The sequence below is a fragment of the Pseudomonas putida genome, assembly GCF_001636055.1.
Taxonomy (GTDB): domain Bacteria; phylum Pseudomonadota; class Gammaproteobacteria; order Pseudomonadales; family Pseudomonadaceae; genus Aquipseudomonas; species Aquipseudomonas machongensis.
The window spans coordinates 410914-425662 of the sequence record NZ_CP011789.1; the positions used below are offsets into that span (position 1 = coordinate 410914).

14 protein-coding genes are annotated in these 14749 nt (G+C 63.4%); 2 read left to right on the top strand and 12 right to left on the bottom strand.

The genetic code is table 11. The features are described from left to right. Positions 1-3 precede the first annotated feature (3 nt). From AB688_RS01765 to AB688_RS01800, 8 genes are all read right to left on the bottom strand, one after another. Positions 4-894: a M23 family metallopeptidase gene (locus AB688_RS01765; RefSeq protein WP_063541826.1), complete on the bottom strand. Its 891-nt coding sequence runs from the start codon at positions 892-894 to the stop codon at positions 4-6. Between the two features lie 143 nt (positions 895-1037). Further along, entirely contained in the window at positions 1038-1943 is a 906-nt protein-coding gene (locus AB688_RS01770) for a response regulator (protein ID WP_063541828.1), read from the bottom strand. A gap of 162 nt (positions 1944-2105) precedes the next feature. After that, positions 2106-2876 carry a phosphate signaling complex protein PhoU gene (gene phoU, locus AB688_RS01775; RefSeq protein WP_054925538.1) on the bottom strand — a complete coding sequence of 257 codons (771 nt, stop codon included), beginning with the start codon at positions 2874-2876 and terminating at the stop codon, positions 2106-2108. Between the two features lie 61 nt (positions 2877-2937). Further along, positions 2938-3771 carry a phosphate ABC transporter ATP-binding protein PstB gene (pstB, locus tag AB688_RS01780; protein WP_054892955.1) on the bottom strand — a complete coding sequence of 278 codons (834 nt, stop codon included), beginning with the start codon at positions 3769-3771 and terminating at the stop codon, positions 2938-2940. A gap of 72 nt (positions 3772-3843) precedes the next feature. Then, positions 3844-5514, bottom strand: a complete 1671-nt coding sequence (pstA, locus tag AB688_RS01785; protein WP_054892956.1) for a phosphate ABC transporter permease PstA — start codon at positions 5512-5514, stop codon at positions 3844-3846. A gap of 17 nt (positions 5515-5531) precedes the next feature. Continuing rightward, on the bottom strand, positions 5532-7820 hold the full coding sequence (locus AB688_RS01790; protein WP_063541830.1) for an ABC transporter permease subunit: 2289 nt from the start codon (positions 7818-7820) through the stop codon (positions 5532-5534). 144 nt (positions 7821-7964) lie between these two features. Further along, positions 7965-8945, bottom strand: a complete 981-nt coding sequence (locus tag AB688_RS01795) for a phosphate ABC transporter substrate-binding protein PstS (RefSeq protein WP_054892958.1) — start codon at positions 8943-8945, stop codon at positions 7965-7967. A gap of 153 nt (positions 8946-9098) precedes the next feature. Continuing rightward, the gene (locus AB688_RS01800) at positions 9099-10388 is read right to left on the bottom strand and encodes an MFS transporter (protein ID WP_063541832.1); all 1290 of its coding nucleotides are present in this window, start codon (positions 10386-10388) and stop codon (positions 9099-9101) included. Between the two features lie 356 nt (positions 10389-10744). Here AB688_RS01800 and AB688_RS01805 point away from each other — a divergent pair, with 356 nt between their 5' ends. Both AB688_RS01805 and AB688_RS01810 read left to right on the top strand, forming a co-directional pair. Next, positions 10745-11143, top strand: coding sequence for an acyl-CoA thioesterase (locus AB688_RS01805; RefSeq protein WP_003253317.1), 399 nt, complete (start codon positions 10745-10747; stop codon positions 11141-11143). A 72-nt stretch (positions 11144-11215) separates the two neighbouring features. Further along, a complete protein-coding gene (locus tag AB688_RS01810) occupies positions 11216-12112 on the top strand; it encodes a D-hexose-6-phosphate mutarotase (protein ID WP_063541834.1) in 897 nt (298 codons plus the stop codon). A 40-nt stretch (positions 12113-12152) separates the two neighbouring features. On the opposite strand, the gene AB688_RS01815 is transcribed toward AB688_RS01810, so the two are convergent. The 4 genes from AB688_RS01815 to purE all read right to left on the bottom strand — a co-directional run bounded on the left by AB688_RS01815 (position 12153) and on the right by purE (position 14661). Then, the gene (locus AB688_RS01815) at positions 12153-12686 is read right to left on the bottom strand and encodes a DUF3299 domain-containing protein (RefSeq protein WP_162714440.1); all 534 of its coding nucleotides are present in this window, start codon (positions 12684-12686) and stop codon (positions 12153-12155) included. A 48-nt stretch (positions 12687-12734) separates the two neighbouring features. Further along, positions 12735-12980: a GlsB/YeaQ/YmgE family stress response membrane protein gene (locus AB688_RS01820; RefSeq protein WP_054892962.1), complete on the bottom strand. Its 246-nt coding sequence runs from the start codon at positions 12978-12980 to the stop codon at positions 12735-12737. Positions 12981-13076: 96 nt separating this feature from the next. Then, positions 13077-14159: a 5-(carboxyamino)imidazole ribonucleotide synthase gene (locus AB688_RS01825; protein WP_063541836.1), complete on the bottom strand. Its 1083-nt coding sequence runs from the start codon at positions 14157-14159 to the stop codon at positions 13077-13079. 10 nt (positions 14160-14169) lie between these two features. After that, positions 14170-14661 (bottom strand): 5-(carboxyamino)imidazole ribonucleotide mutase, encoded by a 492-nt coding sequence (gene purE / locus AB688_RS01830; protein WP_054892964.1) that lies wholly within the window; start codon positions 14659-14661, stop codon positions 14170-14172. Positions 14662-14749: the final 88 nt, after the last annotated feature.

A 14749-nucleotide genomic window follows, 5' to 3' on the forward strand; every position in this document is an offset into this window, starting at 1 on the left:
TGTTCATGGATTCCCTGCCGTGAAGTCCGGTAGTCCGCCAATCGGACGGTCGAAACGGTAGGGAATCGACTCCAGCGCCAGCCCCACGTTGCGCTGCACCACGAAATGCAGGTGTGGCCCGCTGCTGTTGCCGGTGTTGCCAGACTTGCCCAGCATCTCACCCTGCCCCACCCGCTGACCCTCGCTCACCACCACGGAACCCCGCATCAAGTGCAGGTACACCCCCATGGTGCCGTCTGCGTGCAGGATCCGCACGAAGTTGCCCGAAGGGTTGTTGCCACGTCCGCTCTGGCGGTTCTCCACCTTGATCACCACGCCGCCCCGAGCGGCAATGATCGGCGTGCCCTCTGGCATGGCGATGTCCATGGCATAGCGGCCCTTCGCGCCAAAATGGCTGAAGCGGCCGTTGGGCCCTTGGCTCAGCCGGAACGGACCGCCGCGCCACGGAAAGGGATAGCGGTAGGCTTGCGGGCGCTGCGCGGGGTCGCCGAGGGCGTGACGCAGCTTGGCGCGGTATTTCAGTTGGCCGCCGGAACGCGCCAGCAACACGCTCAGCACCTGTGTGGAGCGCGGCGCCAGCACCCGTCGCACGATACGCGGCGCGTTACCGTCGCGGGCGTTGCCAAGGCCTTCCAGACGCAGTTCGACTTCCACTGGGGCGAACAGATCATTGCGCGCCAGGAAACGCACGCCCCCGGCAAAGGTTTCGGGCTGCAGACGGACCTGATCGTCGAGACGCTCGACCATCGGCTCGCGCAAGGCCATTGCCCGTGCACCGGGGCTGGGCTGGTAGGAATAGGACGCCACGCCGAAGGTGTCGGTGGTGCTGTAGAGGGTCATGGCCATGCCCGGTGCCGAAGCCAAGAGCAGGGACAGCAACAGGCAGGCGCGCATGATGGTGGCTTTTTGACAGTTGTTATGTCTTGAGCCTAGCAACGAGTTATCCCGGGGGAATGACAGCTGGTCGGGTGACTGCTTCGGATCTGACGCGGTAAGAGCGGCCTTTTGCCGCTCTCACCGGAGGGTGGAACAGCGGATCAACCGCCCGGCGTGAAGTGCTTCTGCGCAGTACCGCGGGCGATCAATCGCGACAGGTAATCGAGCTTCTGTGCATCCTGATCGACGAACTTGAACGTCAGTTGCAGCCAGTCGCTCTCAGGCTTGGGCTCGAGCGCGGCGATGGCATGCAGGTAACCGTTCAACCGTGCGACCTCGGCGTTCTCACCCTGCTCCAGATCGAGCACCGCACCTTCGAGCACCTGCGGCAGGGCAGCACTGCGGCGCACCACCAACAGCGCTTCCTTGAGGCTGAGGGCCTTGATCACGCAGGGCTGAGTACCGCTGGAAAGGCGCAGCTGCCCCTGACCTCGCCCGGACTGGGCTGCGGCGGCAGCGCTCTGCGGTGGCGGTGCGCTGATCAGCGGTTTGCTAGCGGCAGCCGGCGCAGGCGTTGGCGCGACCTTCACGGCTTCAGGCTTGCCGCCGGTCAGGGCACTCAGCGAATCGTTGGCAAAGGCCGAATTGACTCGCGCCGGCGCTCCCGCCACGAGGGCCTCGAGCTTGCCGATCTTGGCCAGGGACTTCTTCACCTTGGTCAGCAACTGTTCGTTGGTGAACGGCTTGCCAACGAAGTCGGAGACGCCAGCCTGAATGGCCTGAATCACGTTTTCCTTGTCACCACGGCTGGTCACCATGATGAACTGCAGGGCTTTCATTTCTTCCTGCTGGCGACACCAGGTCAGCAGTTCGAGGCCGGACATCTCCGGCATCTCCCAGTCGCACAGGACCAGGTCGAAACGTTCCTTGCTCAGCATGGCCATGGCCTTGCGGCCATTGACCGCGTCTTCGATGACCATGCCCGGGAAGGCATTTCGCAGGCACTTCCTCACCAGGTCGCGGATGAACGGCGCATCGTCCACGACCAGCACATTGACTTTACTCATCGATACTCCTCTTGAATCCCGACTAGCATACCGCCGACTGATGGCAATTTGCCAAACCACTGGTCACGCCGGGACGTTTCAAGACTGTTCGCGGGTGCCTGCTGTATCTGCCACAAACGAAAACGCCCGGACGAGGCCGGGCGTTGATGCTCGGGAGCAATATTACTTATCGTCCGATTCGCCCGGAACATTAGCCTTTTCGGCAGCGCCGGAAGTGTCGCCCTCGACCTCGGCCTTCATGCGCTTGAGGCCCATGTGGCGTACATCGGTGCCACGCACCAGGTAGATCACCAGCTCCGAGATATTGCGGGCGTGGTCGCCGATACGCTCCAGCGAGCGCAGGGCCCAGATGACGCTCAACACCCGCGAGATCGAACGGGGGTCTTCCATCATGTAGGTGACTAGCTCGCGCAGCGCGGTCTTGTATTCGCGGTCGATGGTCTTGTCGTACTGGGCCACCGACAGTGCCAGCTCGGCGTCGAAACGGGCGAAGGCGTCCAGTGCATCGCGAACCATGTTGCGCACCTGGTCGCCGATATGACGCACTTCGACGTAGCCACGGGGCGACTCGCCTTCCTCGCACAGTTGAATGGCGCGGCGGGCGATCTTGGTCGACTCGTCACCGATGCGCTCCAGGTCGATCACCGACTTGGAGATGCTGATGATCAGACGCAGGTCGGACGCCGCAGGCTGGCGACGGGCGAGGATGCGTACGCATTCCTCGTCGATGTTGCGCTCCATCTGGTTGATCTGTTCATCGACCTCACGCACCTGCTGGGCCAGGCCCGAATCGGCTTCGATCAGCGCAGTCACGGCATCGTTGACCTGCTTCTCGACCAGGCCCCCCATCGCCAGCAGGTGGCTGCGCACTTCCTCGAGCTCGGCGTTGAACTGCTGGGAGATGTGATGGGTAAGGCTTTCTTTGTTGATCATCGTTCTCTAGTCCCTGAATCCTGTAGGAGCGGGCTTGTCGGGGCGCCGAATCGCCGCGCTGCTAGCCGTAACGCCCGGTAATGTAGTCTTCGGTCTGCTTCTTCGCCGGATTGGTGAAGAGCGTGTCGGTATCACCGAATTCGATCAGCTTGCCCATGTACATGAAGGCGGTGTAGTCGGAGACGCGCGCCGCCTGCTGCATGTTGTGGGTCACGATGACGATGGTGTACTTGGACTTCAGCTCGTAGATCAGCTCTTCGACCTTCAGCGTGGAAATCGGGTCCAGTGCCGAGCAAGGCTCGTCGAGCAGCAGGACCTCGGGCTCCACGGCGATGGTACGGGCGATCACCAGACGCTGCTGCTGACCACCGGACAGCCCCAGCGCCGAGTCGTGCAGGCGGTCCTTGACCTCATCCCACAGCGCTGCGCCCTTGAGCGCCCACTCGACCGCTTCGTCGAGCACGCGCTTCTTGTTGATACCCTGGATACGCAGGCCGTAGACCACGTTCTCGTAGATGGTCTTGGGGAACGGGTTGGGCTTCTGGAACACCATGCCCACCCGGCGACGCAACTCGGCCACATCTTCGCCCTTGCGGTAGATGTTGTTGCCGTACAGGTTGATGGCGCCTTCCACGCGGCAACCATCGACCAGGTCGTTCATGCGGTTGAAGGTGCGCAGCAGCGTGGACTTGCCGCAGCCGGACGGGCCAATGAAGGCGGTCACGCGCTGTTTGGGGATGTTCATCTGTACATCGAACAGCGCCTGCTTGTCGCCGTAGAACAGCGACAGGCCCGGGACTTCGATGGCCACGGTCTCTTCGGCCAGGCGCAGGCTCTGCTTGTCGCGGCCCAGGGCCGACATGTCGATGCCGTGGGAGTGGGATTCTTGCTGCATGGTCAACTCCATACGCTATCAATTCGTTTCGAAGGGCCGCCCATACCGTGGGCGGCTCACTTGCAATCAGGATCAGCTGTCGAGCGCCTTGTACTTCTCGCGCAGGTGGTTACGGATCCACACCGCCGAGAGGTTGAGGGTCGCGATCACCAGTACCAGCAGCAGCGCCGTGGCGTAGACCAGCGGTCGCGCGGCCTCGACGTTGGGGCTCTGGAAGCCGACGTCGTAGATGTGGAAGCCCAGGTGCATGATCTTCTGGTCGAGGTGCAGGTAAGGGTAGTTGCCGTCCACCGGCAGCGATGGCGCCAGTTTCACTACACCCACCAGCATCAGCGGCGCCACCTCGCCTGCGGCGCGCGCCACGGCGAGAATCATGCCGGTCATCATCGCCGGGCTGGCCATCGGCAGTACGATTTTCCACAGCGTCTCGGCCTTGGTCGCACCCAGGGCCAACGAGCCCTCGCGCACGGTACGCGGAATCCGCGCCAGGCCTTCTTCAGTGGCGACGATCACCACAGGAACCGCCAGCAGCGCCAGGGTCAGCGAGGCCCACAACAAGCCTGGCGTGCCCAGCGTAGGTGCCGGTAGCGATTCGGGGAAGAACAGCCGGTCGATCGAGCCACCCAGCACGTACACGAAGAAGCCCAGGCCGAATACGCCATAGACGATCGCCGGCACGCCGGCCAGGTTGTTCACCGCGATGCGGATCAGCCGCGTAACCGGGCCTTGCCTGGCGTATTCGCGCAGGTAGACCGCCGCCAGCACGCCAAAGGGGGTGACGATCACGGCCATGATCAGGGTCATCATCACCGTGCCGAAGATGGCCGGGAAGATCCCGCCTTCAGTGTTGGCTTCACGCGGGTCGTCGCTGAGGAACTCCCAGACCTTGCTGAAGTAGGCGCCCATCTTGGTCATCGCCGACATGCCGTTCGGCTGGATGGCATGCACCACCTTGCTCAGGTTGATCTCCACCTGGCGGCCGTTGGCGTCGCGGGCCACCAGGCTGTCGCGGGCGAAGGCCTGGTGCAGGCCGGTCAGACGCTCCTCGATGGTCTTGTAGCGGCTGTTCAGCTCTGCGCGTTCAGACTCGATATCGGCCTGGGCGGCCGCATCCAGCTTGCCCTGCAGTTCCAGCTTGCGGCTGTGCAGGCGCAGGCGTTCGAGGCCGTGGTTGATGGAGCCGATGTCTTTCTTCTCGAGCGACACCAGTTGGTCGTTCAGGTCGCTGGCGCGCTTGAGGCGGCTCTGCAGTTCGTTCCAGGCGCTCGGGCCTTCGGCGACCACACGGCCTTCTTCCTTGACGCTGACCAGGTAACCATAGAAGTTGCCCCACTCGCGGCGCTCCAAGGCAATCAGGTCGGCAGGCTTGCTCTGGTCCACCAGCCATTCGCCCACCAGCCAGGTGAAGTCGCTGCCGTTGAGGTCGCGGTTTCCGACCTTGACCAGCTCGCGGGTCATGAACTCCGGCCCCTGGTCAGGTACCGGCAGGCCAGCGCTCTTGAGGCGCTCGCGCGGGACTTCTTCCTTCTGCACCACTTCGCCGACGATCACATGATCGGCCTGGCCGGGCACCTTGTAGGTGGCCTGGACCAGGTCGGCCGGCCAGAAGTGGCCCAGGCCGCGCACAGCGATCACGGCGAGCAGGCCGACGGTCATGATCACCGCCATGGCGACCGCGCCACCGCTGATCCACACGCCCGGCGCACCGCTCTTGAACCAGCCTTTGAGGGAATCCTTTTTCACGGATCTCTACCTTTCTATCAAAGCGACGAGTATTTCTTGCGCAGACGCTGGCGAATCAGCTCGGCCAAGGTGTTCATGATGAAGGTGAACATCAGCAGCACGAGGGCGGCGAGGAACAGCACACGATAGTGGCTGCCGCCGACTTCCGACTCGGGCATCTCCACGGCCACGTTGGCGGCCAGGGTGCGCATGCCCTCGAACAGGTTCAGTTCCATCACCGGGGTGTTGCCGGTGGCCATGAGCACGATCATGGTCTCGCCCACCGCCCGGCCCATGCCGATCATCAGCGCCGAGAAGATGCCCGGGCTTGCGGTGAGGATGACCACGCGGGTCAGGGTCTGCCAAGGCGTCGCGCCCAGCGCCAGCGAGCCGAGGGTGAGGCTGCGCGGCACACTGAACACGGCGTCTTCGGCGATCGAGTAGATGTTCGGAATCACTGCGAAGCCCATGGCGATACCGACCACCAGGGCGTTGCGCTGGTCGTAGGTAATGCCCATGTCGTGGCTGATCCACAGGCGCATGTCGCCGCCGAAGAACCAGCTCTCCAGGAACGGGCTCATGGACAGCGCGAACCAGCCGATCGCCAGGATCACCGGGATCAGGATCGCCGCCTCCCAGCCATCCGGGACGCGCTGACGGATCGACTCTGGCAGGCGGCTCCAGGAGAAGCCCGCCACCAGGATGCCGATCGGCAGGATCAGCAACAGGCTGAACACGCCCGGCAGGTGGCCTTCGAGATACGGCGCCAGGAACAGGCCGGCGAAGAAGCCGAGGATCACCGTCGGCATCGCTTCCATCAGCTCGATCACCGGCTTGACCTTGCGACGCATGCCAGGGGCCATGAAATAGGCGGTGTAGATGGCCGCGGCAATGGCCAGGGGTGCCGCCAGGATCATCGCGTAGAACGCGGCCTTGAGCGTACCGAAGGTCAGCGGCGACAGGCTCAGCTTGGGTTCGAAATCGGTGTTGGAGGCGGTCGACTGCCAGACGTACTTCGGCTCGTCGTAGTTCTCGTACCAGACCTTGCCCCACAGCGCGCTGAAGGACACTTCAGGGTGCGGGTTGCGCAGACTCAGTGGCAGCAGCTTGCTGCCTTCTTCGATCATGATGCGGTTGGCGCGTGGCGACAGGGCCAGCACACCGGCGCCATCGGCGACCGGCTCGACCAGCAGGGTACGGTGCGCGGTGCTGTGGAACACACCAAGCTTGCCGTCGTTGTCCAGGGCGATGAAGCCCTTGCGCCGCTCCTCGGCGTCGATCTGGGCGATCGGTGCCTTGCCCAACTGGAAGCTGCGGATCAGCTTGAAGCGCGACTCGCCATCCGGGTCGCGGGCCATGAACCACTGGCTCAGGCCACCCTTGGAGTCACCGAAGATCAGCGAGATACCACCGACCAGCTGGCCACTGGCAGTGATTTCGGCGTTGCCATCTTCGAGCAGCTTGTAGCGACCGTTGAGGCTCTTGTCCCGCAGGCTGAAGACATCGGCGGTGGCGCGACCGTTGACCACGTACAACCACTGCTGGCGCGGGTCGATGAAGATGTTCTTCACTGTTTCGGTCATCTGCGGCAGCGCGATGCGGTTCTGTTCGGTGGTGGTCTCGCCGGTCATCATGTTTTCGGTGCGCGACAGCTCGATCACCTGCAGTTGCGCGCCGGTGGAGCCGGCCAGCAGCAGGGTGTCGCCATTGAGGTTGACGCTCACGTGCTCCAGCGCACGACCCTGTTCGTCGAGGGCGAAAGGATCCTGACCATAGGGGTAGTCGATACCCGCATTGATGGTCTTCTTGTTGTCCGGATAGGTGATCTTGTAGGTGTGGTGGAACACCAGCGCCTGGCCATTGGACAACCCCAGCACCACCAGCGGACTGCCCGGCTGGTCGGTACCGATCGAACTGACCGTGGTGCCCGCCGGCAGCGGCAGGTCGACGCGCTTGATCTCGGCACCGGTCTTGGTATCGAAGAACAGTGCCTGGCCCTTGTCGGAAACACGCATGCCCACGAGGTTCTGCTCCTCGAGGGCGATCATCAGCGGCTTGCCGGCATCCTGCTGCAACCAGGTCGGCTCCAGGGCTTTCTTGCTGGTCAGCTCGGCGCCCTGGAACAGCGGCAGCACCACGTAGGCCAGATAGAAGAAGATCAAGGTAATGGCTGCCAATACGGCAAGCCCGCCCACCAGGACATACCAGCGGGTCAGGCGGTCCTTCAACGCGCGCATGCGGCGCTTGCGTTGCAGCTCGGGCGTATTGAAATCAATGCGCACGGGAGGGGAATTTGGGGTCATTGTGGAATTGGCCAGATCATTCATGCGCACACCCTAGCGGTCCCGTATGACAGAAACATGACAGTGTAGTGACGCAAAAAAGCCCGCCGCTCAGGAGACCTGGCTTCGGACTGGGGAAAGTCATGGAAGGGGCCGACCCACTGGCCCACCCCTTCCGGGCAACACGTCTTACTTGTGGGACAGACCCAGGTCACCCAGGGTCTTCTCGACCACTTTGGCCGGCAGCGGGATGTAGCCATCCTTCACCACGACCTGCTGGCCTGCCTGCGACAGGACCAGCTTCACGAACTCGGCTTCCAGCGGTGCCAGAGGCTTGTTCGGTGCCTTGTTGACGTACACGTACAGGAAGCGCGACAGCGGGTAGGTACCGTTCAGGGCGTTGGCTTCGTTATCTTCGATGAACTCGCCGCCTTCCTTCTTGGCCAGGGCTACGGTCTTGACGCTGGCGGTCTTGTAACCGATACCCGAGTAGCCGATGCCGTTCAGCGAGGAGCTGATCGACTGCACGACCGAAGCCGAGCCAGGTTGTTCGTTGACGTTAGGCTTGAAGTCGCCTTTGCACAGGGCTTCTTCCTTGAAGTAGCCGTAGGTGCCCGATACCGAGTTGCGGCCGAACAGCTGGATTGGCTTGTTGGCCAGGTCGCCGGTCACACCGACGTCACCCCAGGTCTTGATCTCGGCCTTGCCACCGCACAGGCGGGTGGAGGAGAAGATCGCGTCGACCTGAGCCATGGTCAGGCCCTTGATCGGGTTGTCCTTGTGCACGAACACGGCCAGGGCGTCGACAGCGACCGGGATGGCGGTCGGCTTGTAGCCGTACTTCTGCTCGAAGGCCTGCAGCTCCACGTCCTTCATCTTGCGGCTCATCGGGCCCAGGTTGGCGGTGCCTTCGGTCAGCGCGGGTGGCGCGGTGGACGAGCCGGCAGCCTGGATCTGGATGTTTACGTTCGGATATTCCTTCTTGTAGGCCTCGGCCCACAGAGTCATCAGGTTCGCGAGGGTGTCGGAACCGACGCTGGAGAGGTTGCCCGATACGCCAGTGGTCTTGGTGTAGGTCGGGATAGCAGGGTCGACAGCGGCGACCGCGTTGGCGGCAGCGACGCCAGCGGCGGCAAAGGTCAGGGCCGCCATCAAACGCTTCAGTTTCATGCCTTGCTCCTAGCAGGAATATTGGGTGTGTTGGATGGAACGGGGCCCAGTATCGGCAGGCCGCATGAACACGATATGACCTAATTGTGACAAATGGATGAAAGGCCATCATCGCTGCCGAGGATGGCCTTTCGGGTGCCGCAGGAACCCGACTCAGCGCTTGTTGATCAGCAGGTACACCCCGACCAGCAGCCCTACAGCGCACAGGCCAGCCACATAGTAGGCCGGTGCCATCGGGCTGAATTTGAGCAGGGCGGTCACCACCATCGGGGTCAGGCCGCCGAAAATGGCGTAGGCGACGTTGTAGGAGAACGACAGCCCGCTGAAGCGCACCACCGCCGGGAAGGCCTTGACCATCACATAAGGCACCGCGCCAACCAGACCGACGAACAGTCCGGTAAGGGCATACAGCGGGAACAGCAGGTCAGGCCGGGTCGGCAGGCTGTGGTAGAACGCCCACGACGAAGCCAGCAGCGCCAGGCTGCCGATCACGAACACCCGCCCTGCGCCGAAGCGGTCGGCCAGGCTGCCGGCACCGATGCACCCCAGGCTGAGCAGCACGATGGCCAGGCTGTTGGCCTTGAGCGAATCGGTGGGGCTGACGTGATAGAGGCTCTGCAGCAGCGCCGGGGTCATCAGGATCACCACCACGATGCCCGCCGACAGCAACCAGGTCAGCAGCATCGACAGGATGATCGCGCCACGGTGGTCGCGCAGTACCGCACGCAGCGGCAGCTCTTCGGCCAGCGCCTTGCGCTGCTGCATCTCGGCGAACACCGGGGTCTCGTGCAGCCAACGACGCAGATACACGGCGAACAGGCCGAACACACCGCCGAGCAGGAAGGGGATCCGCCAGGCGTAGTCGGCCACCTCTTCAGGGCTGTAGACGGTGTTGATCAGGGTTGCCACCAGCGACCCCAGCAGGATGCCGGCAGTCAGGCCGGCAGTCAGGGTGCCGCAGGCATAGCCGGTATTGCGCTCCGGTACGTGCTCGGAGACGAACACCCAGGCGCCCGGCACCTCGCCACCGATGGCGGCGCCCTGCACCACCCGCATCAACAGCAGCAGGATCGGCGCCCACAGGCCGACCTGTGCATAAGTCGGCAGCAGGCCCATGATCAGGGTGGGCAAGGCCATCATGAAGATGCTCAGGGTGAACATCTTCTTGCGCCCGAGCAGGTCACCAAAGTGCGCCATGATGATGCCACCCAGCGGGCGCGCCAGATAACCTGCGGCGAAGATGCCGAAGGTCTGCATCAGGCGCAGCCATTCGGGCATCTCGGCGGGGAAGAACAGCTTGCCCACCACGGTGGCGAAGAACACGAAGATGATGAAGTCGTAGAACTCCAGAGCTCCGCCCAAGGCGGACAGTGAGAGGGTCTTGTAGTCACTGCGGGTCAGCGGCCGCGAGGGCTGCTCGATACTGCTCGGCACGGAGGTCATGGATGTTCTCTTATAAGGCAGGCCGCTTGTGCTGCGGCTTGTGGCGCGGGAGTGGGCAAGATAACAAATTGCCGCGCATGGCTCATAGAGGTACAAAAACTCTACAGATATTCACCAATGTGCGGTCGTCGCTGGCCGATACCGTCTATATACTGCGCTCTTCGTAGGAAAAGGTTGTTTACGATGTGGGATGTTGTGCGAAAACGCCGGTCATTATGTTCAGGCGGTTTCGCAGAGTTTCCCTTTGGCCGCCAACCGGAGCGAAATCAGCGTAGTATGTTTCTGGCTGAATCGTTTTTCAGGGCGTCCGTCACCGCGCCAACCAACGAAGCGTCACGGGTCAGAGGCCCCACGGCATGATTGAGCTCGAACAAGAAGATCCTATCCCGCAGGGCGACCTGGCCCTTCAGATTACCGCGCTACCGCGCGAAACCAATGGCTTCGGCGATATCTTCGGCGGCTGGCTGGTCGCCCAGATGGACCTGGCCGGTACTGCCATGGCCAGCCGCGTGGCTGGCGGCCGTGTGGCCACCGTGGCGATCGATCGCATGGCATTCCTGGTGCCGGTGGCCGTGGGCGCGCAACTGTCCTTCTATACGCAGACCCTGGAGATCGGCCGCAGCTCGATCCAGATGATGGTCGAGGTCTGGAGCGACGACCCGCTGTCCAGCGAATGGCGCAAGGTCACCGAAGCGGTGTTCGTTTTCGTGGCCATCGACGGCAGTGGCCGCACCCGCTCCGTACCTCGTCGCTGAGCCCGGCGCGCGGTAAACTCGTTGCAGGCTTCGAGGTCCAACGGCCTCACCTGCAATCAACGAGACGAGCGCATGGCAACCTTCAAGGTCGACACCGAGCAACACGGCGAACTCAACTGCTGGCGCATCACCAGCCGGCATGCCGAACTCCTCATCGCCCAGCAGGGCGCGCAGATTCTCAGCTACCAGCCCATCGGTGACGAGCCCCTGCTGTGGCTCAGTGACCAGGCGATCTTCCGCCAGGGCAAGTCGGTACGCGCCGGTGTGCCGGTATGCTGGCCATGGTTCAGCAACTTCCAGCGCAATCCCGATTCGGTCAAGGCCATGTACCACGGCAGCGAGGCACCGGCCCACGGCCTGGCGCGCGGACGCGACTGGCAGTTGCTTGGCGTCGAGGAAGTCGGTGAAAACCTGCGTATCGAGTTCGACCTGCCCGAGGCTCAAGGCCAACTGCCAGACTGGCCACACAAGGTCGAGCTGCGCCTGCTGATCGAGCTCGGCGAACAACTGCACGTTTCGCTTTGCAGCCGCAACCTGGGCGATGCCAGCGTCACGCTCAGCCAGGCACTGCACAGCTACTTTGCCGTCAGCGATGTACGCCAGGTGCACGTGGAAGGCGTCGAGGGGCTGCCCTATATCGAGACCCTGGAGGGCTGGGAGCAGCGCACCCAGCAAGGCAAGCTGGGCTTTGCCGGCGAGACCGACCGCATCTACCTGAACGCTCCCGAGCGCCTGGCGATCGTCGACCCACAATGGAAGCGGCGCATCACCTTGAACGCCACCGGCTCACGCAGTGCAGTGATCTGGAACCCTTGGACCGACCGCGCCCGCGAGCTGCCCGACATGGCCGACGACGGCTGGCAGCGGATGCTGTGCGTGGAGACGGCGAATGTGTGGGATGACGTGGTGGAACTCAAGCCTGGAGCCAGCCATGTGCTGGGGGTGGTGATTGGCCGCGAAGCGCTCTGATTCGACAGGACACCGCGCTGTCCGTAGGAGCGGGTCGGGCTCAAAGATCGGCGTCCTCGACCACCCTCACCTTCCCCGCGTCCAGCGCATAGGCCGCATCAGCCAGGTCATTGCTGACCTTCTCGATCTTCAGCGTACCGGTCACCCACAGCGGCGTGTAGATATCGGCGATCTTCAGCCCTTTCGGGTAGCGCACCAGCACCAGCTGGTTCGGCGGAGGCGGCGGCACGTGGATGCAGGCCCCCGGATAAGGCACGAGGAAGAACAAGGTGCTGTTGCCCTTGGCATCGCTCTCCAGCGGCACAGGATAGCCGCCCAGGCGGATCTGCTTGCCGTTCATGGCCGCCACGGTCTTGGTCGAATACATCACCGCCGGCAGGCCCTGGCTTTGCTTCAGGCCGCCCTTGGCGGTGAAGGTGCCCATGGCTTCGGGGGAGTTGTGATCGATCTCGGGCATCTGTTCGAGAGCCTTCTGGTCCGACTTGGGCATCAACTCCAGCCAGTCGGTTTCGGGCAGCTCGGCATGGGCCAGGGTGCTGGCCAGCAACAAGGGAAGAAGGAATAACGCACGCATGGCAATGCTCGGCAACTCAAGTGAATTGCCGCGCATTCTAGCCTGTGTTCAGCGCTTCTTGATGAATCCGTAGATCACCAGCAGCACGATGGCGCCAACCAGGGCACCGAAGAAGCCCGCCGCCTGTCCGGCCTGGTAGATACCCAGGGCCTGCCCGCCATAGGTGGCCACCAGGGAGCCGGCGATGCCGAGCAGAATGGTCATGATCCAGCCCATGCTGTCGTCCCCGGGTTTCAGGAAACGCGCCAGCAAGCCGACGATCAGGCCGATGAAGATGGTTCCGATGATGCCCATGGCAATCCCTCCACAGTAAAGATGGAACACGCCAAAGCCTAGACAGCGCTTTGGCGTGTTGCCATCTCAGAGGGCCTGCTGCAGGCAGAAGTTCGATCAGCCGACGATCAACGCCTCTACTTCGGCGATCTTGGCCTTGAGCGTGACCATGTCCTTGCAGCGCAGGGTGGCGTGACCGACCTTGCGCCCCGCCTTGAACGCCTTGCCATAGTGATGCAGGTGGCAGTCGTCGATGGCCACGACCTTGTCGACCGCAGGCACTTCGCCGATGAAGTTGAGCATGGCGCTCTCGCCGACCTTGGCCGTCGAGCCCAGCGGCAGGCCGGCGACGGCCCGCAGGTGGTTCTCGAACTGGCTGCACTCGGCGCCTTCGATGGTCCAGTGCCCGGAGTTGTGCACGCGCGGGGCGATCTCGTTGGCCTTGAGGCCACCGTCGACCTCGAAGAACTCGAACGCCATCACGCCAACATAGTCGAGCTTGTGCAGCACACGGCCGACGTAATCCTCAGCCAGCGCCTGCAGTGGATGCGCATCGCTTGCCACCGACAGGCGCAGGATGCCGCTGTCATGAGTGTTGTGCACCAGCGGATAGAAGCGCGTCTCGCCATCGCGGGCTCGCACGGCAACCAGCGAGACTTCGCCGGTGAACGGCACGAAGCCTTCCAGCAGGCAAGGGACGCTGCCCAGCTCGGCGAAGGTGCCGACCACGTCCTCTGGCTTGCGCAGGACCTTCTGGCCCTTGCCGTCATAACCCAGGGTGCGGGTCTTGAGCACGGCCGGCAGGCCGATGCTGGCCACTGCCGCGTCGAGGTCATCCTGCGAAAGGATGTCGGCGAAGGCCGGGGTCGGAATGCCCAGGTCGCGGAACATGCTCTTCTCGAACAGGCGATCGCGCGCGATGCGCAGGGCTTCGGCGCTTGGGTAGACCGGCACGAACTGCGACAGGAAGGCCACGGTTTCCGCGGGGACGCTCTCGAACTCGAAGGTCACCAGGTCGACTTCGTCGGCCAGTTGGCGCAGGTGGTCCTGGTCGCCGTAGTCGGCACGCAGGTGCTCGCCCAGGGGGGCGGCGCAGGCGTCCGGTGCCGGGTCGAGGAAGGCGAAGTTCATGCCCAGCGGAGTGCCCGCCAGGGCCAGCATGCGACCCAGTTGGCCGCCACCGATTACACCGATCTTCATGTCGTGAGCCTCAAGCCTGGCGGGGGTCCGGGTTGTCCAGGACGGTTTCGGTCTGCTCCGCGCGGAACTGCTTGAGCGCCGCGTGGTACTGCGGGTGCTTGGCACCCAGGATGCTTGCCGACAGCAGCGCGGCGTTGATCGCGCCAGCCTTGCCGATGGCCAGGGTGGCAACCGGGATGCCGGCTGGCATCTGCACGATCGACAGCAGTGAATCGACACCCGACAGCATCGAGGACTGCACAGGTACGCCCAGCACCGGCAGGTGCGTCTTGGCGGCGCACATGCCCGGCAGGTGCGCAGCGCCACCGGCGCCGGCGATGATCACCTCGATGCCGCGGCCTTCGGCCTCTTCGGCGTACTGGAACAGCAGGTCCGGGGTCCGGTGGGCGGACACCACCTTCACCTCGTAGGGAATGCCGAGTTTTTCCAGCATATCGGCGGTGTGGCTAAGGGTGGACCAATCGGACTTGGAGCCCATGATCACGCCAACCAGTGCACTCATCGTCGAGCCTCTTCGCTTGTGCGCCCTTGGGCGCCGTCAAAAAACAACAAGCCACGCGGGACGACCGGCGTGGCTTGTTTGCTGATCA